Source organism: Mesorhizobium sp. M0563, from assembly GCF_040321065.1.
Lineage (GTDB): Bacteria > Pseudomonadota > Alphaproteobacteria > Rhizobiales > Rhizobiaceae > Mesorhizobium.
The window spans coordinates 273,186-293,650 of sequence record NZ_JAMYQV010000001.1 but is presented as its reverse complement, the minus strand read 5'-3'; the positions used below and the strand labels follow the sequence as shown (position 1 = coordinate 293,650).

The following is a 20,465-nucleotide window of genomic DNA, read 5'->3' as shown; positions in this document are numbered from 1 at the left end:
TCGAGCCCTCATCGCCGCTTTCGCTAACCACTAGCGTTGCAAGGACAGTGTCAGCGTGGAAACTGCCAATCTCCCTCCTTGAGGGGGAGATGTCCGGCAGGACAGAGGGGGGTGGGCGGGAACGCAAGCTTCGCCCGGTTTTTGCGTCCGGCAACACAGCGGTTCCTCAACGTCCATGACCGCCTACCTCCTCAAGCGCCTCGCCATCGCCGTCGTCACGCTGGTTCTGGCCTCGATGGTGGTCTTTGCCGTGCTGGAGATCATTCCCGGCGACCCGGCACGGCTGATGCTTGGCCTGAACGCCAGCGCCGACCAGATCGAATTGCTGCGCAACCAGATGGGCCTCAACGCTCCCGTCGTGCTGCGCTATCTGCATTGGGCCGGCGGGCTGCTGAGCCTCGATTTCGGCCGTTCCTATACCTATTCGGTGCCGGTCATCGATCTGGTCCGCGAGCGCCTCGTCGTGTCGCTGCCGCTAGCGTTGATGGCGCTGGCGCTGTCCACCGTCATTGCCATCCCGGTCGGGCTGTTTTCCGCCAGCCGTAGCGGCCGGGCCGGCGACACGATCGCTATGGGCGCCGCCCAGCTTGGCGTCGCCGTGCCCAATTTCTGGTTTGCGCTGATGCTGATCTATCTTTTCGCCGTCTGGCTGCGGCTGGTGCCTGGCGGCGGCTTTCCCGGCTGGAGCGCCGGCGTCTGGCCGGCGCTGAAATCGCTGCTCCTGCCGGCAATCGCACTCGCTCTGCCGCAGGCGGCGATCCTCGCCCGGGTCACCCGTTCAGCGCTGATCGAAGTGCTGAGCGAGGACTACATCCGCACCGCCCGCGCCAAGGGCCTGCCCTATCGTATTGTCTTGTGGCGGCACGCACTGCGCAACGCCATGCTCCCGGTGGTCACCATTCTAGGCCTGCAATTCGCCTTCCTGCTCGCCGGCACCGTCATCATCGAGAACGTCTTCTACTTGCCCGGCCTCGGCCGGCTGGTGTTCCAGGCGATCAACCAGCGTGACTTGATCGTGGTCGAGAGCGTCGTCATGCTGCTGGTCGCCGCCGTCATCGTCGTCAATTTCGTTGTCGATCTCTCCTATGCGGTGGTCGATCCGCGCCTGAGAGGCCGGCAATGACGCTGCACATCGACATCCCCGACGAGAACCTTGCCGGCATCCTGGCCAAGGCGTTCAAAAACCGTTCGTTCCTCGCCGGCTTCGTCATCACCGCGCTGGTGGCTGCGGTCGCGATCCTCTCCTTCTTCTGGACGCCTTACGATGTCACCAGGCTGGTCATTTCCGACAAGACCCAGGCGCCATCGCTGGCGCACTGGTTCGGCACCGACCATTTCGGTCGCGACATCCTGTCGATGATCATGGTCGGCGCCCGCAACTCGATCGCCGTCGCGCTGGTGGCGGTCGGCATCGGCATGGGCATCGGCGTGCCGCTCGGCGCCTTTGCCGCGGCGCGCGGCGGCATCGCCGACGACGTGCTGATGCGGCTGAACGACCTGGTCTTCGCCTTTCCGGCGCTGCTTTCGGCAATCATGATCACCGCCATCTTCGGGCCGGGCGCGTTCAACGCCATCATCGCCATCGGCATCTTCAACGTCCCGGTGTTCGCGCGCGTCGCCCGGGCCGGCGCCCTGGCGATCTGGCCGCGCGAATTCATCCTCGCCGCCCGCGCCGCCGGCAAAAGCAGGACGCTGATCAGCATCGAACATGTGCTGCCCAACATCGCCACGCTGCTGCTGGTGCAAGGCACCATCCAGTTCGCGCTGGGCATATTGGCCGAAGCCGGGCTTTCCTATGTCGGGCTGGGCACCCAGCCGCCGATGCCGAGCTGGGGCCGCATGCTGTTCGACGCCCAGACCCGCATGGTGGTGGCGCCCTGGATGGCGATCTTTCCGGGCATGGCGATCATCGTCACCGTGCTTGGCCTGAACCTGCTTGGCGACGGCATTGCCGACATTCTCGATCCGAAATCGCGGCGGCAGCGATGAGCCTGCTCGAAATCGACAAGCTGTCGCTGACCATCGGCAGCACCCGTATCCTCAGAGACATCGAACTTTCCGTCGCGCCGGGCGAAGTGATGGGGCTCGTTGGCGAATCCGGCTCCGGCAAGTCGATGACGGCGCTCACCGTCATGCAGCTTCTGCCCTGGGCGGCGCACACCAGCGGACGCATCACCTTCGACGGCATCGACATCCTTGCCGCCAGCGAGGACCAGATGTGCGCGCTGCGCGGCGACGATATCGGCATGGTGTTCCAGGAGCCGATGACGGCGCTCAATCCGGTCAAGACCATCGGCGAGCAGGTCGCCGAGGGTATTCGCTGGCACACCAGGGCAAGCCGCGCCGACGCCGAGGAACGGGCGCGAAAAATGCTCGACCGGGTCGGCCTGCCGGCCGCACAATTCCCGCTGTCGCGTTATCCGCACGAACTCTCCGGCGGCCAGCGCCAACGCGTCGTCATTGCCATTGCCTGTGCGCTGAAACCCAAGCTGCTGATTGCCGACGAGCCGACGACCGCGCTCGACGTGGTGCTGCAGGCGCAGATCCTCGACCTTCTGCGCGACCTCGTAGCGGAAAACCGCATGGGTCTTCTGCTCATCTCGCACGACCTCGCCGTGGTGACGGAGATGGCGGACCGCATCACCATCCTGCGCCATGGCGAGGTGATGGAGGCCGGCGACACGGCCCGCACGCTATCTGAACAGCTTCACCCCTACACGCGCCAACTGGCGCAGGCCTCGATGCATTTGCCGGCGCGAGCCCGCACGCATGACAGCGGATCAGCCAAACCGCTGCTTCAGGTAGCGAACGTAACGCGGGACTATCCCGGACGGCGCATATCGCTGTTGAAACCGGCAGCTCCCATCCGCGCCGTCGACGATGTCTCCTTCTCGATGGCGCCCGGCCAGTCGGTGGCGCTCGTGGGGCGCTCCGGCTGCGGCAAGTCGACGCTCGCCCGCATGGTCCTGGCGCTGGACAAGCCGACGGCCGGTGGGATCCGCTTCCGTGGCGACACCCTCACCGGCAAGAGCGAGGCGGAGCTGAAGCCGGCGCGGCGCGACATGCAGGTCGTGTTCCAGGACCCGTATGGTTCGTTCGACCCACGCCAGAAGGTCGAGAGATTGGTGGCCGAGCCGCTGCATGTGCTGGAGAAGAAGCCGGCGCCCGCCGCGCGGCGCGAAATGGTGGCGCATGCGCTGCACGAGGTCGGCCTGTCGCCTAAAGACATGGACAAATATCCGCACGAGTTTTCGGGCGGCCAGCGCCAGCGCCTGTCGATCGCCCGCGCCATCATCACCCGGCCGAAGCTGATCGTCGCCGACGAGCCGGTCTCGGCGCTCGACGTCTCGATCCGCGCGCAGATCCTCGATTTGTTCGCCGAACTCAACCAGAAACTCGGCATCGCCTATCTGTTCATCACCCATGATCTGACCGTCGCCCGCGCCATCACCGACGAAGTGATGGTCATGCATGACGGCAAGATCGTCGAGCGCGGCAGGACGAGCGAAGTGCTCGACCACCCGCAATCCGAAGCCGCCAAGGCGCTGGTCGCCGCCGCTCCCGATTTGCATCGGGCAATTGCGAAACGGCTGCAAGAACAGGGGTGAGCAGCTTCGTGGCACGGCTAATTCGTTGGGCGCACGGGCGGGAGAACGGCTATTGACAGCCAACAGTTCTGAAACGCGCGAAGGGCCTGAGCCTCCTCCACTGGGCCTGGGCGGCTCTGCTGCGCTGTTCGGGGCGGGTGCTCTGCTGCTGTTCCTGGTCACGCGGGTAGCCGTCCCAGCGTTTGTCTCCGCTAGCGGGGCTGAGACTGTGGTGATGTGGTTCTTGGCCGCAAGCATCATCCTTTTTGGCCCCCTGATTCTCACGGCTGCCCTGCTATTGCATCGAGAGCGGCGTCAAGGAAGGCTGGTGCCGTGGGGCGCGCGGCTGTGGCTTCGCACTATGAATGGCGGCGACTGGCTATGGGCTGTTGGAGGGCTGGCGGCTGTCAGCGTGCTGACCGGCGGCATCAGCGCCGCGCTCCGGATGCTGCAAGACGGGAAGACTCTTCATCCCTCGTTCATGGCTTTCGAGCCACTAGGTCCTGGGCGGTACTGGATTCTCGGCGCGTGGCTGCCGTTTTTTGCACTGAACATCGCTGGGGAAGAGTTTGTCTGGCGGGGTGTCGCACTGCCGCGGCAAGAGGTTGCCTTCGGGGGGTGGGCGTGGCTGGTCAACGGGATAATGTGGTTGCTGTTCCACGCTGCCTTCCCCTGGCAAGTCCTGTCGACCCTTGTGCCGATCACGTTGCTGCTGCCCTACATCGTCCAGCGGCGTCGCAGCACATGGGCCGGGATCGTCATCCACGCCGGGGTTCGGAGCGATGGGCTTCCTTGTCCTGGCATTCGGGCTTGCATGAATGCCGCACGAAGTGAAGCGCTTGACGCAACGCGGAGCAAAGCTGCCGGACCAAGGAAACGACGAATCTGAGAATGATGAACGCGACAAACCCGGGCAATTCAAGTCCTGCCAGACAATCTCGAACCCTTACACCGGGGCCAACTTTTGGTACCTCCCGGGGGGCGAGTTCAAGGGAACATCAATTCGCACATATTCCAAACTGAACGCGATAGGATAAACGTCATATGGGCTACCTAAAGGAAAATCTCATTGGAAAAGAATTTCGATCCATTAAGTACCAAAACGGCAGTATCATGATCGCATTTGAGAGAGGTTCCATCGCAGTAAACACCAAAATTTCATGCTCTATCCGAGCATACATGGAGTCTATCAATATTATTGACGTTGTCACCGACTCCCAGTGGGTTTCCATTATATTCTCTGACAGATCTGAGATTCGCATATCAAGAGTAGTTGAGCACGGCCCTTCTCCGGAGAGCTTTGTCTATGATGGCGCGGACAACATAATCATAGTAGACAATGCTATAGAATAAGGTGATTAACTAATTGGCGCCGACGGTGTCAGAATAGTGGATAGTTTAACTTAAAACAAAAGATTGCGGGCGCATACCGGCTGTCGGCCCCGATCCTGACCTCGGCACCTCGTCCTATATCTATGACGGAGTAGCGGAATAGCAGTGACAGTGCACTTTTATCCTGTTCACTGTCCTCTTCGGCGAAGGGTTCGTCAACCAATGATGAAACCGGCCCCGCGCACAGACTCCTGACAGTCCCTTCCGGTAATCTTGAAACGGAGATAGGCGTCGATGCTGCGAGTGGGCAGCAGGATGCAACCATCGGCTCAGACAAAATGACGTTCAGAACGTCGGCAATCGTAGTCAGCCGATGCCTCAGCCTTGCGGCTTTACCACATCGGCAGGGCTGATTTCGAGCAGGTCGAGGGTGCGGCGTAACAGCTGCATCTCGCTCCCGGCAAGTTGCGAATCGGCCTTGGCGATCTCGGCCATATGGCGGGCGAGCAGCTTGCGCCGTTCGATGTCGAGGTCGCGAAACTGAGCGATGGCCTGCGAGCTGTTGGTCTCGTAGCCGAACTCGTTGAGATATTCGATAACGCTGTCGATGCTGGTTTCGGGAATGCCGAAGGCTTCCCGGCAGATACGCCTGAAGGCTGTCATTTCGCTTTCGCTGACCGATCCGTCGGCCAGGATCATGCGGAACAGCATCAGCAGTTCCGCCGACAGCACCGGATCGTCTGCGACCTTGCGCACGCCGGGATCGCCGTCGAAGATCGAGCGTATCTGGTCCAGCAATCCCATCGCCATCAGCCCCTTCCGATTCGTCGGGAAGGTAGCGCGGAATCGGCTTTGCGCAAACGGGGTGCGAAGGGTGGAACTGGGCAATCGCTTCAGGTTTTGAATTCGTCTCCTCACCCCTTTAGGGCGTTGGCGCTGCCCCTCACCTGCCTGCCGGCATCCTCTCCCCGTTTAGTGACGGGGAGAGGGCGCTCTCGTCACCGGTTTCGCCAATCGCAGACGCTGCAAGAAAAGGCGCCGACGTTGCGACCAGCCCTTTCTCCCCGTCACTATACGGGGAGAAATGCCCGGCAGGGCAATGAGGGGCGGCGGCGACATCGACAATTGGTGGTCTCCGCCACAATTTGGAAACTGTCATTCGTCTGAAGCGATTGCCCTTCGTGATCGAACTCGCGGCACCGTTCTGGCCACTCCCATAAAACTGCCGGCCAATCCGGCAAGCCCGCTGCGCTCATTGGTGTGTGACCGCGCGACTGATAGTATGCCGTTGTACGAATCATGTTGAGGAGGGACCGAACATGAATCTCAGTGCGCCTACCCAGCTTATTTTCATCATATCCCTTGTCATCGCCATCATCGGCGTTCTCGCCGCGCTTGGCGTTCTTGCGTTCATCCCTTTGAATGCCGCGTGGATTGTCGTCATCGCCTACATCGTGCTGGCCGCCGGCTGCCTGATGCGCGGCGCTTAAACACGTCCAGACAATTCAGAATCTCAGGCAACTCGGAGCGCCCGGCCACAAGCCGGGCGCTTTTGATTCTGCAGGATGGTCTGTTAGAATTCCTGGACGAGGGAAAGCACATGCCCGCCAGCGAAGACGGCAGCCGCCACGACGGCCCAGGGCTCGATCGGTTCGAGATGGTGCGGCGCGCGCCCAGTCATCGGCTTCAGGGCGCCGTCACCGACATATGCGGCTTTCGCGAAACCATGCCAGGCCATTTCCGCGCCATCGAATATGCCTCGCTGACCGTGCCGCTGGTCATCAGCTTTGCCGAACCCTTTGCCATCGGGCTCGGCAGGGACCCCGGCGACAATGACCGCTTCGCCAGTTTTGCCGCCGGCCTCTACGCCGGGCCGGTGGTGATCGAATCCTTCGGCGGCGCCTGTTGTGTGCAGATCAATTTCACCCCGCTTGGCGCTCGTCGCTTCTTCGGCCGGCCGATGAGCGAACTGACCGACCGCATGGTCGGCCTGGATGACGTGCTCGGCGCTGGAGGCGTCGCGCTTCGCGAAAGGCTTGGCAATGCGCCGGATTGGAGCTCACGCTTTGCCATCGCCGAGGCCTTCGTCGCCGACCGGTTGGCAACCACAGACGGCACTCAAGCCGAAATTGTCTGGGCCTATGAGACGATCGTCTCGACGAGTGGTCGGACCCGCATCTCGACGCTGGCCGAAAAGCTTGGCTGGAGCCGCAAGCATCTCGCCGGAAAATTTTCGGACGCGGTCGGCGTTGGACCCAAGACGCTCTCGCGCATCGTCCGCTTCAACCACGCGCTTTGCCTGTCGAGAAAGGCCAACAGCGATTGGGCCGACATCGCCGCCGACTGCGGCTATGCCGACCAGGCGCATCTGGTGCGCGAGTTTCGCGACCTCGCAGGCGTCACGCCGACGACTGTCGCCGTGAGGTAACATTTCTTCAAGACGCGCGACCGGCCTTCGCCCAGACTGGGTTGATCGACCAACACAGCGAAGGAGATCAGCCATGCCGAACACCACCGAAGCACCGCGGCTTTACCCGGCGCTGCGCTACAGAAATGCCGGCAAAATGATCGACTGGCTATGCGAGGCCTTCGGCTTCAGCGTCCGCGCCCGCTATGGCGAAGGCGACGTGGTGCACCATGCCGAACTCGCATTCGGCTCCTCGATCATCATGCTCGGCACGGCCCGCGACGATGCCTATGGAAAGATGGTCGGCGCGCCCGGCTCGGGCGGCGGCAAGTCGATCTATGTCGCGGTCGCTGACGCCGACGCGGCATACGCTCGGGCAAAAACCGCCGGCGCCGAGATTCTGGAAGAGCTCACCGACCGCGACTATGGCAGCCGCGAATTCATCTGCCGCGATCCGGAAGGCAATGTCTGGTCGTTCGGCACCTACTGGCCGAAGGCTGACGAAGCCGCCAGCTAACGCGCCAGCCCGAAAATCGCGTCGCAGTCGAGGTGGGTTTCCAGTTCGGCTGCGATCTCGTCCAGTGCCCGTTCGACCTCGGCGCGGTAGTCGATGCCGCCGCCCTTGACGCCGAGGCTTTCGAGGAATTTCGCCCGGAAGGCGTCGGCGGAAAACAGCCCGTGCATGTAGGTGCCTGACACCTTGCCGTCGGCGGAGATGGCGCCGTCATCGACGCCGTTGATAACGGCGGATGGCCGCAGCGTGTCCGGACCGGTGGTGCGGCCGAGATGGATTTCATAGCCCTCGAGCGGCAGATCGAACGGCACCGAGCGCGCGCTGACATTGCGCACTGTCTTTTCCGGCTCCATCACCGTTTCGACGTTGAGCAGGCCGAGGCCTTGCGTCTCGGTAACGCTGCCCTCGATGCCGTCTGGATCGCGCACGCTATGGCCGAGCATCTGGAAGCCGCCGCAAATGCCGACGATGTGGCCACCGCGTTTCCTGTGCGCGGCAAGGTCGCGGTCCCAGCCGTTCTCGCGGAATTTCACGAGATCGCCGATCGTCGACTTCGAGCCGGGAATGACCACCAGACCCGCATCCTGCGGCCAGCGCTGGCCAGGCGGCACGAACACCACCTCGACCTGCGGTTCGGCCTTGAGCGGGTCGAGGTCGTCGAAATTGGCGATGCGCGAGAGCATCGGCACGGCGATCTTCAGCGCGCGCTTCTCGCCGGACGCCAACCGATCGAGCACGACGGAATCCTCCGACGGCAGCCGCGCCGCCGCCTTCAGCCACGGCACGACGCCAAAACAGCGCCAGCCGGTGAACTTTTCGATCGCCTCGATGCCGTCATCGAACAGCGAGACATCGCCACGGAACTTATTGATGAGATAGCCGACGATCATTCGCCGATCCTCGTCCGGCAGGATCAGATGGGTGCCGGCGATCGAGGCGATGACGCCGCCGCGATCGATATCGCCGACCAGGATCACCGGCACGCCGGCGCGCGTCGCAAAGCCCATATTGGCAATGTCACGGCTCCTGAGATTGATCTCGGCCGGCGAGCCGGCGCCCTCGACAATGACCAGATCGGCGCCCTCGCCGACCTTTGCCCAAGAGTCCAGCACCGCATCCATAAGCCGGCCCTTCAGCGCCTGGTAGTCGCGCGCCCGCGCCTCGCCGAACACCTTGCCCTGCACGACGACTTGAGCGCCGACATCGGTCTGCGGCTTGAGCAGCACCGGGTTCATGTGGATGGTGGGCGGCACGCCGCAGGCGATCGCCTGCAGCCATTGGGCGCGGCCGATCTCACCGCCACCTGAAACGCCTGGAATATCGGCGACAGCCGCGTTGTTCGACATGTTCTGCGGCTTGAACGGCCGCACTTTCAAGCCGCGCTTCTTCGCCGCGCGGCAAAGACCGGCGACGAGCACCGTCTTGCCGACATCCGAACCCGTGCCCTGCAGCATGATCGCCTTGGCCATATCAGTCCCTGCCCTGCGCAACGGTTCCGGTGATCGTCGACTTGGCTGCCAGTGGCCCGCCGCGCCAGAGATAGAGCGCCATCAGTGGCTCCTTGCCGGTGCGCATGGCGTGGCTGACGTCAGAGGCATGGTGGATCACCTCGCCCGCCGCTCGAAGGCGAAAACCGCCATCGCCCATGCGCCATTCGGTGCCGCCGGTAAGCGGGACGTAGATCTCCTCCGCGACATGGTGGTGATCGGGGTAGACGATGTCGGGCCCAAGGATCAGCAGGCCGGCCGCGACCTCTTCATTGACGAAATGACCGCGCGTGCTGAATACCTCCAGCCAGCCGTAGTTGTCGATGAATGTCTTGCCGAAATCCGCCTCGCTGTAGGTCTGGCCCCAGTGCAGATCGCCGCGACGCTCCGCAACCAGCCGAACCAGCGGCTTGGCCGCAGCGGGAGCGAGTTCGACGATACGGTCGAGCAGGACGAGACAAGGCAGTGCATGCGGTTCGAGCGGCCGGCTTGGCATGTCCCAGCCGATTCGGGCCACGGCGTCGCGCACCAGCGCATCATCGAACGTCTGGAGATAGGCATGGAAGCGTCCAAGCAGTTCGTCGAAATTTGTCGTCACACTTTGCTCCAAAGCGCATTCGCACACAGCGGCTGCGCAGACGGTCGGGTTGCGCGGCGGCATCATTGGTCTAGATTGGACGGCGCGCAAAGCCAAAAACGACAGGCCAGCAGGCCGGAAACATCAGGGAGCACGCCATGGACGCCGCTGTCGATGCGGGCACCAGCCAGTTCGAACTCAACGAGGACCAGCGCGCCATCCAAGAGATGGCCGAGGCCTTCGCCGCCGATCGTGTGGCGCCGAACGCACTCGACTGGGATCGCAACAAATATTTCCCCGCCGACGTGATCCGCGAGACCGGCCCGCTCGGCCTTGGCGGCATCTATGTCCGCGACGATGTCGGCGGCTCGGGGCTCGGCCGGCTCGACGCCGTGCTGATCTTCGAGGCGCTTTCGCGTGCCGATCCGGCGTTTTCCGCCTTCATCTCGATCCACAACATGGCAGCATCGATGATCGACCGCTTCGGCAGCGACGAGCAGCGCCGGCGCTTCCTGCCCAAACTGACCTCGATGGAATGGCTGGCAAGCTACTGCCTGACCGAGCCGGGCTCGGGCTCGGATGCGGCGGCGCTGAAGACGCGCGCGGTCAAAAGCGGCAGTGACTATGTGCTGAACGGCGCCAAGCAGTTCATCTCCGGTGCCGGCGACAGCGACCTCTATGTCGTCATGGCGCGCACCGGCGCCGACGGGCCGAAAGGCATTTCCACCTTCGTCGTGTCGAACGATGCGCCCGGCCTTTCCTTCGGCGCCAACGAACACAAGATGGGCTGGCACATGCAGTCGACCCGCCAGGTCGTCTTCGAGGACTGCAAGGTGCCGGCGGAAAACCTTTTGTCGGCAGAAGGCGCCGGCTTCGGCATCGCCATGGCCGGGCTCGACGGCGGCCGCTTGAACATCGCCGCCTGTTCGCTCGGCGGCGCGCAATCGGCACTCGACAAGGCTCTCGCCTACACCGCCGAGCGCAAGGCCTTCGGCTCGAAGATCAACCAGTTCCAGGCGCTGCAGTTCAAGCTCGCCGACATGGAGACCGAATTGCAGGCAGCACGCATCTTCCTCTACACCGCCGCCTCGAAGCTCGACCGCAAGGCGCCGGATGCCGGAAAATGGTCGGCGATGGCCAAGCGCTTCGTCACCGACACCGGCTTCAACGTCGCCAATGACGCCCTGCAGCTGCATGGCGGCTATGGCTATCTGCACGATTACGGCATCGAGAAGCTGGTACGGGACCTGCGCGTCCACCAGATCCTCGAAGGCACCAACGAGATCATGCGCGTCATCATCGCTCGCGCGCTGATCGAACGGTAAGGCAGTAGGCAGTAGGCAGTAGGCAGTAGGCAGTAGGCAGTAGGCAGGAAGATGACCGGCAAGATCAATTCGTACAAGGATCTTATCGTATGGCAGCAGGCGATGGATCTGGCCGTCATCACCTACTCCTTGACCAAGGCATGGCCAAAAGAAGAATTGTATGGGTTGACCAGCCAAATTCGCCGCTCAGCAACCTCTATTCCTGCAAACATCGCGGAAGGTTATGGTCGAGACAACAGAGGCTCCTATCAGCAATTTCTCAGGATAGCCCAAGGATCGTTGAAGGAGTTCGAGACACACCTTCAGATCGCTGAACGCATTGGCCTTGCCACGCATGACCAAGCTTATCACGTACTGTTAGCGACCGAGGGCATCGGAAAAATGCTTCGCCAACTTATTAGCAAACTTGCGCCCGAATAGGTCGCCTACTGCCTACTGCCTACTGCCTACTGCCTACTGCCTGCCTTACCCAAACCGCGGAGTGCCATTATGACCACCATCGCCTTCATCGGCCTCGGCAATATGGGAAATCCGATGGCCGCCAACCTGGTCAAGGCCGGGTATGCCGTGCACGGCTTCGACCTGGTGCCGGAAAACCTCGTCATCGCCAGGGAGCACGGCGTCGTCATCATGGCCAATGCCGTTGCGGCGGTAAAGGATGCCGATGCGGTCATCACCATGCTGCCGGCCGGCAAGCATGTGCTGTCGGTTTACGCAGACATCGCGGCCAAGGCGAAAAAAGGCGCGTTGTTCATCGATTCCTCGACCATCGACGTCGAGTCGGCGCGAAAGGCCCATGCCACCGCGGCCAAGCACGGATTGCTGACGATCGACGCGCCGGTCTCCGGCGGGACGGGCGGTGCGGCGGCCGGCACGCTGACCTTCATGGCCGGCGGTTCGAAGGACGCCTTCGCCAAGGCCGAACCGATCCTCAAGCCAATGGCCGGCCGCATCGTTCATTGCGGCGACGACGGCGCCGGGCAGGCGGCGAAGATCTGCAACAACATGATTTTGGGCATTTCGATGATCGGCGTTGCCGAGGCCTTCGTGCTGGCGGAAAAGCTCGGCCTGTCGCACCAGGCGCTGTTCGACGTCGCCTCGACCTCGTCCGGCCAGTGCTGGTCGCTGACCACTTACTGCCCGGTGCCCGGCCCTGTGCCGACATCGCCCGCCAACAATGGCTATAAGCCCGGGTTTGCAGCGGCACTGATGCTGAAGGACCTGAAACTGTCGCAGGAGGCCGCACAGAGCGTCGGTGCGGCAACGCCGCTCGGCGCCGAGGCAGCCCAGCTTTATGCGCTGTTCAACGCACAAGGCAATGCCGGCGCGGATTTTTCCGGCATCATCAATTTCCTGCGCGGTGACCCTGCGTAAGGTCAAATTTCATAGTTTTCGATCTGCCCAAAGCGGAAAGTCGGCAAATTTAGGTTTGCTTAAGCTCTTGCTAACCCTGCAGTAACGATGTGCGTTTAAAACGGATTGCGAGGCGGACATCCGCCCGGCGCTCCGGATCAGGTCTCGCGTACCGGAGCCCGTAAGTTTCGCCGTAAGTTTCGCAAGTGTATTGTTGGCGAAGCACCATGCGTATCTGGCAAAGCCGCGTTCCGATGGAGCGCGGTTTTTGCGTTTTCGCCATGTCGTCGGAGCTATATTCCGATTGCCGCGTCGCTGATGCGGCCCTTCGGTGCTGTCTCAGTTTGAATTTCCGCTCACGACCCCCACATGAATTTCGGCTCGCTACCATTTCCACCGAGCGGGCTCGAAAGCTTGAAGGCAACCCAGTTGCAGACATAGTCGCGAAGACTATTTCATTAGAGGCTATACGGCCGCACGAATCTCTTCACATATTGAGGTCCCGCAATGGCGCACGAGCCTCGAAAAAGACCATTGTTCCGCAAGCTCGATAATCATCTATTGCGCGTGAGCGACCTCGATGCAGCCGTATCGTTCTATGGGGATCGTCTCGGTCATGCGCTCGTTTGGCGGGACGATGAAGCCGCCGGCTTTGCGCTGCCTGAAACCGATGCGGAGCTGGTTGTCCATCTTCATATCGGTCCCGAGACCGACATCCTGGTCGATAACGTGGACGACGCGTTTGAGGAATTCTTGGCCGCCGGCGGTGAGGCTGTGCAACCGCCATTCGAGATCTCGGTCGGGCGGTGCGCCCGTGTCCGCGATCCTTTCGGCAACATTGTTGTGATCTTGGACCAATCGAAAGGGATGTTGGTCACTGACGCGAAGGGGCACGTCATCGGTGTCAAGGCGGGCCAGTGATCACGCGTGGTCGTCGATACTGCCAACAGCCTCGCCTGGCGAACTCTTCGCCATAAAGCGGCATTCAAACTCCGGGCGCCCGATTACCGGACGCCCGGCGATCGTTCCATCTTACCGCTTGCGCAAATCTGCTTCGGCCAGGTCGAGCGCCCTGGCGATGCGGTCGCAGGCCATGTCGATCGTCTCGCGCGTCCAGATCAGCGGCGGCGACAGGATCATCGTGTCGCCGGTGGCGCGCAGCATCATGCCTTGGGCAAGGGCGTGGTCGCGAACCATCACCGCCGCGCTGCCGGCCGGCAGGAAGCGCTCCTTGGTCACCTTGTCCTTGACGATCTCGATCGCCCCCATCAGCCCGAACGAGCGCACCTCGCCAACCAGATCATGCCCACCGAAACGTTCCTGCAGCGCCTTGGCGAAGTAAGGCCCGGTGTCGTTCCTGACGCGCTCGATCAGGCCCTCGCGCTCGATGATCTCGAGGTTCTTCAGCGCCACCGCGCAGGCCACCGGATGCCCGGCATAGGTGTAGCCGTGATAGAATTCGCCGCCCTTTTCGACCAGCGTCGCCGCGATGCGGTCGCCGACAAGCAGCGCCGACAGCGGCTGATAGCCGGAGGTCAGCGCCTTGGCCGTGGTGATGGTGTCGGGCTCGACGTCGAAGGCTTGTGCGGCGAACCATTCGCCGGTGCGGCCATAGCCGGTGATAACCTCGTCCAGCATCAGCAGTACATCATATTTGCGGCAAATGCGCTGCACTTCCGGCCAATAGCTCATCGGCGGGATCTTCACCCCGCCTGCCCCCATCACCGGCTCGCCGATGAAGGCGGCGACCTTGTCGGCGCCAGCTTCGAGGATCGCGTCCTCGACCGCTTTTGCCGCGCGCAGGCCGAAATCATGGTCGCTTTCGCCGGGCAGTGCCAGCTCATAGGCATAGGGCATCATCACATGGACGATGTTGGGCACGGCGCCGCCGAGCTGGTTGTGCATCAAATCCATGCCGCCGAGCGAGGCACCGGCTATGGTCGAGCCGTGGTAGCCCATCTTGCGCGAGATGATGCGGTTCTTCTCGGGGCTGCCTTCCAGCACCCAATAGTGGCGGACGAGGCGCAGCGCCGTGTCGTTGGCCTCCGAACCGGATGAGCCGTAGAACACCTGGTTGATGTGCCTTGGCGCGATCTCCGCCAGCTTTTTCGACAGCAGAACCGGCGTCGGCGTCGAGCATTTGAAGAAGGAGTTGTAGTAGGGCAATTCCTTCATCTGGGCGTAGGCGGCGTCGGCAAGCTCGTCGCGGCCGTAGCCGACATTGACGCACCATAGCCCGGCCATGCCGTCGAGGATTTCCGTCCCTTCGGCATCGTAGATGAACGGACCGTTGGCGTGAGTGATGATGCGCGAGCCGCTCTCGCGCATCTCCTTGTGGTCGGTGAACGGATGAAGGTGATGCGCGGCATCGATCTGCTGAAGCTGCTTCAGCGAATAATTCTGGTAGGTCATGTCTGGTCTTTCCTCTTGAACCAATCCGGCAGCTTTCGCGCCGGGGCGGATTCGTTAGAGGACAGCGGGCGGCGAATAGCCGATACGGGCGCACAGCCGCAACAGCTCGGCGCGAAGCGTGCGCGGCGACGGCGTCACCGCCACCCCAAATGCGCACCCCGATTTCGCCAGCCGAGCCATGCATGTACCTTAGGCTGCCTCCAGCCCTCAGTTCAAGCCGTACCGGTCAAGCGATGTCGGTCAATTGGTGCCAGTCAGGGCCCGCTGCAGGAAGACGTACTTCATCGCCGCCTGTGCGGCCTGCGGCCGCCGATCGCCGCGCCCGCCATGCCCGCCCTCGGTCTCTTCGAAGAACAGCGTCTTGCCATGGCCCGCCGCCTGCAGCCGCGCCGCCATCTTGCGGGCATGGCCGGGATGGACGCGGTCGTCGGCAGTCGAGGTCGTCAGCAGTACCGGCGGATAGGCTGCATCCGTGTCTACATGCTGGTAGGGCGAATAGGAGGCGAGCCAAGCTGCCTCTTCCGGCTTCGCCGGATCGCCATACTCGGCCATCCATGACGCGCCGGGCGGCAGCTCGGTGTAACGCAGCATGTCGAGCAGCGGCACGTCGATGATCACCGCGCCGAACAATTCCGGGCGTTGCGTCAGCGAGACGCCAGTCAGCAAGCCCCCGTTCGAACCGCCCTGGATGCCCAGCGTGGCCGGTGTGGCGATGCCGCGTTTGACCAGATCTTGCGCCACCGCTGCGAAATCGTCGAATGCATTCTGGCGATTGGCCTTGAGCGCCGCCTGGTGCCAGTTCGGGCCGAACTCGCCGCCGCCGCGGATGTTGGCCTGCACATAGGCATTGCCCTTCTCCAGCCACAGCCTGCCGCGCACGCCGGCATAGCCGGGCAGCAGCGGCACTTCGAAGCCGCCATAGCCGTAAAGCAATGTCGGCACCGGCCCGTCCTGGTCGCGCCGCCTGACGACGAAGTACGGGATCATCGTGCCGTCCTTCGAGCGCGCCTCGAACTGTTCGGAGACCAGGGACGACGCATCGAAGCGCGCCGGCTGCGACTTCACCGTTGCCAGCGCCGCGGCATTATCGTCCGACCAGATGATCGAGCTCGGCGTCAGGAAATCGGTGAAGGAGAAGGAGACGCTGGAGCCGAAATGCTCGGCATGGCTGATGCCGACATTGCCGTTTTCGGGCAATGCAACGGGCTTGAACTCCCAGCCGCTGTCGCTGCGCTCGCCGGCGATGACCTTGCCGCGCACATTGTCCATCAAATTGATGAACAGCCGGGCCTGCGTGCGGGCGATGCCGGCGATCGAGACACGGTGCGCCGGCTCGAGCACGATATCGATGGATCCGAACAGACCGGTTTCGATCCAGCGCTCGAAATCGAGTGAATAGAGCCCGTCGGGCTTGCACAGCGTGCCGTCCGGCGCCGTCCACGGGGTACGCACGCCGAAGACAAGCTGGCCCTTGAACAGCGCCGTATCGGTGACGTCGTCCGGCAACGGGATGCGCCGGTTCTCGCCAGAAGGCAGCCGCAGGAAACTGTGCGAGGCGAAGAAGTCGAGCGTCCGGGCCAGGAAGACGTGGCGCCTGTCACCGTCGAATTCGACGGATCCGCCGGCGGCGAGATCCTGCTTCAGCGCCTCGAAGATCGGCATCGCCGCTTCCAGTGGCGTGCCGCGCCGCCAGAGCTTGACCACGCGCGGATAGCCGGACTGGGTCTTGTCGTCCTCCTCGAAGGCGGCGGAAACGATGACCGTGTCCTCGTCCAGCCAGCTGAAGTTCGATTTCGAGGCGGGAGCACGAAAGCCACCCTCGACGAAGGACCTGCTTTCGATATCGAATTCGCGCATCTCGCTGGCATCGCCGCCATCCGGCGACAGGCTGAGCAGGCAGCGGCTGAAATCGGGGTAAAGCCGGCTGGCGCCGCTGAACACCCATTTCACCCCCTCTTCCGCCGCCAGACTGTCGAAGTCAATGATCGTCTGCCAATCCGGCTTGTCGGTCTTGTAGGACGCGACGGTGGTGCGCCGCCAGAGGCCGAGTACGTTCGTGCGGTCCTGCCAGAAATTATAGACATGGCCGTTGATAGCGGCCCCGACGGCGATGTTATCCTCGGCCGTCATCAGGTCGAGCGCGGTCTGGAACGTTGCCTGGTAGGACGGGTCACCCTGCAATTCGGCGACAGTGATTTCATTCTGGCGATGAACCCAGTCGAGCGCTCGCTGGTCAGTCCTGCCCTCCAGCCAGAGGAAGGGATCTTCGGCCGCCGGATCCGGTTGGGCCTGGCTGTTCAATTTGGTCATGAGGTCTCCGGTTGAGTCGGGCGTCGGCATCGCCAAGATCGACACGGGGCCGCTAATATTCAAGTCATTGCGTCAGAACGGCGACTTCAGGCATTCACACCATCCGCCTTCGAATGACCGTTACAAGCCCCAGCGCCAGGCAAATGGCGCCAAGCGTGAGCGGCAGGCCGCCTGCGCCAACAACATCCATGGCGCCGCCCGCCAGCGGCGGCACGGCGATGCCGCCGACGCCCCACATCAGCGAAAAGGCGGCGTTGCCGGCGACCAGCGCCGAGCCGGTGAACCGCTCGCCGAGCTCGATGATCGACATCGTGTAGATGCCGTAGGAAACCGCACCCCAGATGAAGACGCATGGCCATATGAGCGGCGTCTCGATGAGAACCGGCAACAGCACGCATCCGAGCACCGTCACCGCCACACAGATGAACCGCACCAGCCGCGCCGTCAGTCGTTCCGCCAACAGGCCGAGCGGCACCTGCATAGCGATGTTGCCGGCGATCATCACCGACAGCAGCGCCGACATGCGCGCTTCGGCGATGCCGTAATGCGTTCCGTAGACCGGCAGCAAGGCGAGCACTGCCTGTTCGAAACCGGCGGCCACCACGACCGCCGACAACAGCAGCCACGCCTGCGGCACGAATCCCAGCACCGAAACCCGGTGCCCGCTCTCGTCGACCCTCGGCAGCCGTGCCAGCACCGAGGCAAGGCAGGCGCCGCAAAACAGGAATGCGCCGATGCCGACCAGAAACGGCGGCCATCCCACGGTGCCGACCGCAAGCAGGCACAGCGGCCCCGCCGCAAAGCCCGCCGAAATGATCGTCGAATAGATGCCCATGACGCGGCCGCGGCGTGCTGGCGGCGCCAGTGCAATCACCCAGACTTCGCTCAGCACGTAGAGCGGGTTGGTGACCCCACCGATCAAAAAGCGCAGCGGAAACCACAGATAGACATTTTGCGTCCAGCCGATCAGCGCCAGCACCAGCGCGGAAAGTGCCGCGCAAGTAAGCGCGGTGCGCCCGGCCCCGAAACGGCGCGCCAGCGCTGGAACCAACGGCGAGGAGACGATGAAGCCGATCGGCGTCATTGCCGCCGACAGGCCGATCATGGCCGGCGAGACGCCCTGGCGCTGCAGGATGAAGCTCAACAGCGGGTAGCTCAGCCCTTGCGCAATGGCGAACACCGAGACAGTCGCGATCACGCCGGTGATCGCCGCCCATTGCACTGCCTCGCCGCTGTTCTGTTCCGCCCGGTCCATGATGCAGGATTAGCGTTTCGGTTCCGTCGCAGTAAGCACCGGCACCGAAAACCGCTTGCGCCAGCCGGAACGCGATCAAGAGGCTGACGATCCCGCCGGCTGCCCCCAGGGCATGTCGCTTCCCTCGTCCTAGTGGTCGCCGCCTCCGCAATGGCCGGACGGCCGGCAGTCCATTATGCCGCCGCATTGCCGCAGCGTACGAGGACTATCATGACCGCCGCCCTTCAGCCCGCCGAACCGGCACTGGCAAACGACCGCGCCCGTCGCGGCGGCCGCGCGGGGAAGCGTGCCGGCGGATCGGCGGTGTTCGAGCAGCCGCCGTTTCGCCAGTTGAAGAACCCGCTGACGCCGACCCGGCTGGTTTCCGACGACGAGCTGGAATCCATCCACCTCGCCTCTCTGCGGGTGCTGCGGGAAATCGGCGTCGACGTGCTGCATGACGAAGCCCGGCGCATCATGAAGGCGCATGGCGCCGATGTCCGCGAAGGCAGCGAGCGGGTGCGCTTCGACAGCGACATGATCCTGGAACTGGTTGCGCACTGCCCGCCGGAATTCACCATCCACGCCCGCAACCCGGCGCATAATGTGCGCTTCGGTGGCGATAATCTGATCATCTCGATGATGGCGTCGGCACCCAATTGCTCCGACGTCGACCGCGGCCGCCGGCCGGGCAACCAGCAGGACTACCGCAACTTTCTCAAGCTTGCGCAGATGCACAACATATTGAATTGCACGGGCGGTTATCCGGTCGAGCCGATCGACATCCATCCGTCCGTGCGACACCTCGAATGCATCCGTGACCTCGCCACGCTGACCGACAAAATGTTCCACATCTATTCGCTCGGCAAGGAGCGCAACGTCGACGGCATCGAGATCACCAGGATCGCACGTGGCATTAGCCACGAGCAACTGCTCGCAGAGCCGTCGGTATTCACCATCATCAACACCAATTCGCCGCTCAAGCTCGACGTGCCGATGATGGAAGGCATCATCCAGATGTCGAGCAAGGGTCAGGTGGTCGTCGTGACGCCGTTCACCCTGTCCGGCGCCATGGCACCGGTGACGATTGCCGGCGCGCTGGTGCAACAGAATGCCGAGGCGCTGTCCGGCATCGCCTTCGCACAGATGGTGCGCAAGGGCGCGCCTGTCGGCTACGGCGGCTTCACCTCGAATGTCGACATGAAGTCCGGCGCGCCGGCCTTCGGCACGCCGGAATATATGAAGGCGCAGCTGGTCGGCGGCCAGCTCGCCCGCCGCTACAACATCCCCTACCGCACCTCCAACACCTGCGCCGCCAACACCGTCGACGCGCAAGCCGCCTATGAAAGCGTGTTCTCGCTGTGGGGTGCCATCCAGGGCGGCGGTAATCTGATGATGCATGCCGCCGGCTGGCTCGAAGGCGGCCTGCGCTGCTCCTATGAGAAGACCATCCTCGACATAGACCTGTTGCAGATGGTCGCCGAGTTCCTGACGCCGCTCGATCTTTCCGACGAGGCGCTCGGTTTCGACGCCATCCAGTCGGTCGGCCCCGGCGGCCATTTCTTCGGCACCCAGCACACGCAGGACCGCTACAAGACCGCCTTCTATGCGCCGATCATTTCGGACTGGCGCAATTTCGAGAGTTGGGCGGAGGCTGGGTCACCGACCGCGCTCGAAAAAGCCAATCGCGTCTGGAAGGAGCGGCTGGCCTCCTATGAAGAGCCTTATATGGACCCGGCGATCCGCGAGGAGCTCAATGCTTTCGTCGACAAGCGCCGGGCCGAAGGCGGCGCCCCGACCGATTTCTGATCATCTGATGAGTAGTCGACCCCCACTCCGTCGGGCTTCGCTCGACACCTCTCCCCCGATCGACGGGGTAGAGGAAGGGCGCGAAACGATTCCAGTTGGCGCCCTTCCTTTCCCCCCG

18 protein-coding genes are annotated in these 20,465 nt (G+C 63.0%); 12 read left to right on the top strand and 6 right to left on the bottom strand.

Translation table 11 applies throughout. From position 1 onward, the window contains the following. Nucleotides 1-175: 175 nt before the first annotated feature. The 4 genes from NKI50_RS01390 to NKI50_RS01375 are packed head-to-tail and all read left to right on the top strand — an operon-like array spanning nucleotide 176 to nucleotide 4,476. Nucleotides 176-1,123 (top strand): ABC transporter permease, encoded by a 948-nt coding sequence (locus NKI50_RS01390; RefSeq protein ID WP_352495965.1) that lies wholly within the window; start codon nucleotides 176-178, stop codon nucleotides 1,121-1,123. After that, nucleotides 1,120-1,989: an ABC transporter permease gene (locus NKI50_RS01385; RefSeq protein WP_352640465.1), complete on the top strand. Its 870-nt coding sequence runs from the start codon at nucleotides 1,120-1,122 to the stop codon at nucleotides 1,987-1,989. The genes NKI50_RS01390 and NKI50_RS01385 overlap by 4 nt, the downstream gene beginning before the upstream one ends. Further along, on the top strand, nucleotides 1,986-3,608 hold the full coding sequence (locus NKI50_RS01380; RefSeq protein WP_352640466.1) for an ABC transporter ATP-binding protein: 1,623 nt from the start codon (nucleotides 1,986-1,988) through the stop codon (nucleotides 3,606-3,608). The genes NKI50_RS01385 and NKI50_RS01380 overlap by 4 nt, the downstream gene beginning before the upstream one ends. Before the next feature lie 52 nt (nucleotides 3,609-3,660). Further along, complete coding sequence (locus NKI50_RS01375) at nucleotides 3,661-4,476, top strand: CPBP family intramembrane glutamic endopeptidase (protein WP_023719966.1); 816 nt, start codon at nucleotides 3,661-3,663, stop codon at nucleotides 4,474-4,476. An 821-nt stretch (nucleotides 4,477-5,297) separates the two neighbouring features. Here the strand turns inward: NKI50_RS01375 and NKI50_RS01370 are convergent. Continuing rightward, nucleotides 5,298-5,729 carry a tellurite resistance TerB family protein gene (locus tag NKI50_RS01370; protein WP_023719964.1) on the bottom strand — a complete coding sequence of 144 codons (432 nt, stop codon included), beginning with the start codon at nucleotides 5,727-5,729 and terminating at the stop codon, nucleotides 5,298-5,300. A gap of 509 nt (nucleotides 5,730-6,238) precedes the next feature. Between NKI50_RS01370 and NKI50_RS01365 the strand changes: the two genes are divergently transcribed. The 3 genes from NKI50_RS01365 to NKI50_RS01355 all read left to right on the top strand — a co-directional run bounded on the left by NKI50_RS01365 (nucleotide 6,239) and on the right by NKI50_RS01355 (nucleotide 7,843). Beyond that, on the top strand, nucleotides 6,239-6,409 hold the full coding sequence (locus NKI50_RS01365; RefSeq protein ID WP_023676480.1) for a hypothetical protein: 171 nt from the start codon (nucleotides 6,239-6,241) through the stop codon (nucleotides 6,407-6,409). A 110-nt stretch (nucleotides 6,410-6,519) separates the two neighbouring features. Continuing rightward, on the top strand, nucleotides 6,520-7,347 hold the full coding sequence (locus NKI50_RS01360) for a helix-turn-helix domain-containing protein (RefSeq protein WP_352640467.1): 828 nt from the start codon (nucleotides 6,520-6,522) through the stop codon (nucleotides 7,345-7,347). Nucleotides 7,348-7,420: 73 nt separating this feature from the next. After that, nucleotides 7,421-7,843, top strand: coding sequence for a VOC family protein (locus NKI50_RS01355; RefSeq protein ID WP_352640468.1), 423 nt, complete (start codon nucleotides 7,421-7,423; stop codon nucleotides 7,841-7,843). Here NKI50_RS01355 and NKI50_RS01350 read toward each other — a convergent pair. Together NKI50_RS01350 and NKI50_RS01345 are read right to left on the bottom strand one after the other, a co-directional pair. Continuing rightward, on the bottom strand, nucleotides 7,840-9,309 hold the full coding sequence (locus tag NKI50_RS01350; protein WP_352547275.1) for a cobyric acid synthase: 1,470 nt from the start codon (nucleotides 9,307-9,309) through the stop codon (nucleotides 7,840-7,842). The genes NKI50_RS01355 and NKI50_RS01350 overlap by 4 nt on opposite strands. 1 nt (nucleotide 9,310) lies before the next feature. After that, nucleotides 9,311-9,925, bottom strand: coding sequence for a dimethylsulfonioproprionate lyase family protein (locus NKI50_RS01345; protein WP_352640470.1), 615 nt, complete (start codon nucleotides 9,923-9,925; stop codon nucleotides 9,311-9,313). Nucleotides 9,926-10,062: 137 nt separating this feature from the next. On the opposite strand from NKI50_RS01345, the gene NKI50_RS01340 reads away from it, so the two are divergent. The 4 genes from NKI50_RS01340 to NKI50_RS01325 all read left to right on the top strand — a co-directional run bounded on the left by NKI50_RS01340 (nucleotide 10,063) and on the right by NKI50_RS01325 (nucleotide 13,503). Continuing rightward, nucleotides 10,063-11,229 (top strand): isobutyryl-CoA dehydrogenase, encoded by a 1,167-nt coding sequence (locus NKI50_RS01340; protein ID WP_352715127.1) that lies wholly within the window; start codon nucleotides 10,063-10,065, stop codon nucleotides 11,227-11,229. Nucleotides 11,230-11,280: 51 nt separating this feature from the next. Beyond that, nucleotides 11,281-11,649 (top strand): four helix bundle protein, encoded by a 369-nt coding sequence (locus tag NKI50_RS01335; RefSeq protein WP_352640472.1) that lies wholly within the window; start codon nucleotides 11,281-11,283, stop codon nucleotides 11,647-11,649. 69 nt (nucleotides 11,650-11,718) lie between these two features. Further along, nucleotides 11,719-12,603: a 3-hydroxyisobutyrate dehydrogenase gene (mmsB, locus tag NKI50_RS01330; RefSeq protein ID WP_352484536.1), complete on the top strand. Its 885-nt coding sequence runs from the start codon at nucleotides 11,719-11,721 to the stop codon at nucleotides 12,601-12,603. Between the two features lie 513 nt (nucleotides 12,604-13,116). Continuing rightward, on the top strand, nucleotides 13,117-13,503 hold the full coding sequence (locus tag NKI50_RS01325) for a VOC family protein (RefSeq protein WP_352640474.1): 387 nt from the start codon (nucleotides 13,117-13,119) through the stop codon (nucleotides 13,501-13,503). Nucleotides 13,504-13,614: 111 nt separating this feature from the next. Here NKI50_RS01325 and NKI50_RS01320 read toward each other — a convergent pair whose 3' ends face one another. From NKI50_RS01320 to NKI50_RS01310, 3 genes are all read right to left on the bottom strand, one after another. Beyond that, complete coding sequence (locus NKI50_RS01320) at nucleotides 13,615-14,994, bottom strand: aspartate aminotransferase family protein (RefSeq protein ID WP_352715124.1); 1,380 nt, start codon at nucleotides 14,992-14,994, stop codon at nucleotides 13,615-13,617. 240 nt (nucleotides 14,995-15,234) lie between these two features. Further along, nucleotides 15,235-17,304 (bottom strand): prolyl oligopeptidase family serine peptidase, encoded by a 2,070-nt coding sequence (locus NKI50_RS01315; RefSeq protein ID WP_352484534.1) that lies wholly within the window; start codon nucleotides 17,302-17,304, stop codon nucleotides 15,235-15,237. Between the two features lie 94 nt (nucleotides 17,305-17,398). After that, on the bottom strand, nucleotides 17,399-18,559 hold the full coding sequence (locus tag NKI50_RS01310; protein WP_352590175.1) for an MFS transporter: 1,161 nt from the start codon (nucleotides 18,557-18,559) through the stop codon (nucleotides 17,399-17,401). Between the two features lie 210 nt (nucleotides 18,560-18,769). On the opposite strand from NKI50_RS01310, the gene NKI50_RS01305 reads away from it, so the two are divergent. Then, complete coding sequence (locus tag NKI50_RS01305) at nucleotides 18,770-20,347, top strand: trimethylamine methyltransferase family protein (protein WP_352590172.1); 1,578 nt, start codon at nucleotides 18,770-18,772, stop codon at nucleotides 20,345-20,347. Nucleotides 20,348-20,465: the final 118 nt, after the last annotated feature.